The organism is Phenylobacterium sp. (genome assembly GCF_031412415.1).
GTDB lineage: Bacteria > Pseudomonadota > Alphaproteobacteria > Caulobacterales > Caulobacteraceae > Phenylobacterium.
On the sequence record NZ_JANOCX010000165.1, the window covers coordinates 1 to 1,517 of the forward strand.

Genomic DNA, 1,517 nt, shown 5'->3' on the forward strand with positions numbered 1-1,517 from the left:
TCCTCACCGAGATCAAGGGTCAGCGCTTGACCCGCGTCCATGCGGACGGGGCCAAGGAGACCGTGGTCGAGACCGGCGGCGGGCCGAACGGCGCGGCTATCGGCCCGGACGGGGCGATCTACATCACCAACAACGGCGGCGCCTTCCAGTGGCTGGAGAACCAGGGCATGACCATCCCCGGCCCCACGCCCGCCAGCCATGTCGGCGGCATGATCCAGCGGTTCGACCTGCAGACCGGCGCGCTCACCACCCTCTACGACGCTTGCGACGGCCGCCGGCTGATCGGCCCCAACGACATCGTCTTCGATAAGTCCGGCGGCTTCTGGTTCTCCGACCACGGCTGCTCCACGCCGGAGGGTCGCAAGTACGGCGCGATCTACTATGCCAAGACCGACGGCAGCCACATCAGCCGCCAGCGCGACCACATCATCTCGCCCAACGGCATCGGCCTCTCGCCGGACGAGAAGACCCTCTATCTCGCCGACACCCAACTTGGCCGCCTGTGGTCTTTCGACATCGTCGAGACCGGCGTCCTCGCGCCACAGGTCGGCTTCGGGCCTGGCAATGTGGTCTGCAACCTGCCGGGCTACCAGTTGCTGGACAGCCTGGCCGTGGAGGCCTCGGGCAAGGTCTGCGTCGCCACCATCATCAACGGCGGCGTCACCGTCTTCGACCCCGACGGCTCGACCGAGCATTTCCCGGTGCCCGACCTGATCGTGACCAACATCTGCTTCGGCGGACCGGACATGACCACCGCCTGGATCACCGCCTCGGCGACCGGAAAGCTGTTCAAGGCGACCTGGCCAAGGCCGGGGTTGAAGCTGAACTTCAACGGGTAGCGTCCTCCCTCCTCCTTGAGGGGAGGGAGAAGACTCCTAGTACAGCGTCGCCATCACCGAGCGGTCGAAGCTCTTCAGCTCCTCGGTCCGTCCGTCGCGGACTTTCACCACCCACTCGGGATCCTGCAGCAGGGCGCGGCCCACGCCCACCAGGTCGAAGTCGCCCCGCTCCAGGCGCTTTTCCAGCTCGTCCAGCGAGGCCGGCTGCGAAGCCTCCCCCGCGAACCCGGCGATGAACTCGCCCGACAGGCCGACCGAACCCACCGTGATGGTCGGAACGCCGGTCACCTTCTTGGCCCAGCCGGCGAAGTTGAGGTCCGAGCCCTCGAACTCGGGCTCCCAGAACCGGCGCTGCGAGCAGTGCAGGATGTCTGCGCCGGCCTCGACCAGGGCGCCCAGCCAGGCTTCCAGCGCCTTGGGGTCCTGGGCCAGCTTCACGTCATAGTCCTGCTGCTTCCACTGGCTGATACGGATGATCACCGGATAGTCCGGTCCCACCGCCTTGCGCACGGCCTTGAGGATATCGGCGGCGAACCGCGCCCGGCCAGGCAGCGCCGCCGAGCCATAGGCGTCCTCGCGGCGGTTGGTGCCGTCCCAGAAGAACTGGTCGATCAGATAGCCATGGGCGCCGTGCAACTCGACGGCGTCATAGCCCAGGGCCTTGGCCGCGGCGGCCGC

1 protein-coding gene and 1 pseudogene are annotated in these 1,517 nt (G+C 67.6%); one reads left to right on the top strand and one right to left on the bottom strand.

Annotated features, from left to right (window positions below):
• A partial coding sequence (locus tag RMO04_RS07950; protein ID WP_309644247.1) for an SMP-30/gluconolactonase/LRE family protein occupies positions 1 to 839 on the top strand: 839 nt, incomplete at its 5' end.
• Between the two features lie 36 nt (positions 840 to 875).
• Here RMO04_RS07950 and RMO04_RS07955 read toward each other — a convergent pair.
• Positions 876 to 1,517 (bottom strand): annotated as a pseudogene (locus tag RMO04_RS07955) (12-oxophytodienoate reductase); the annotation flags it as partial.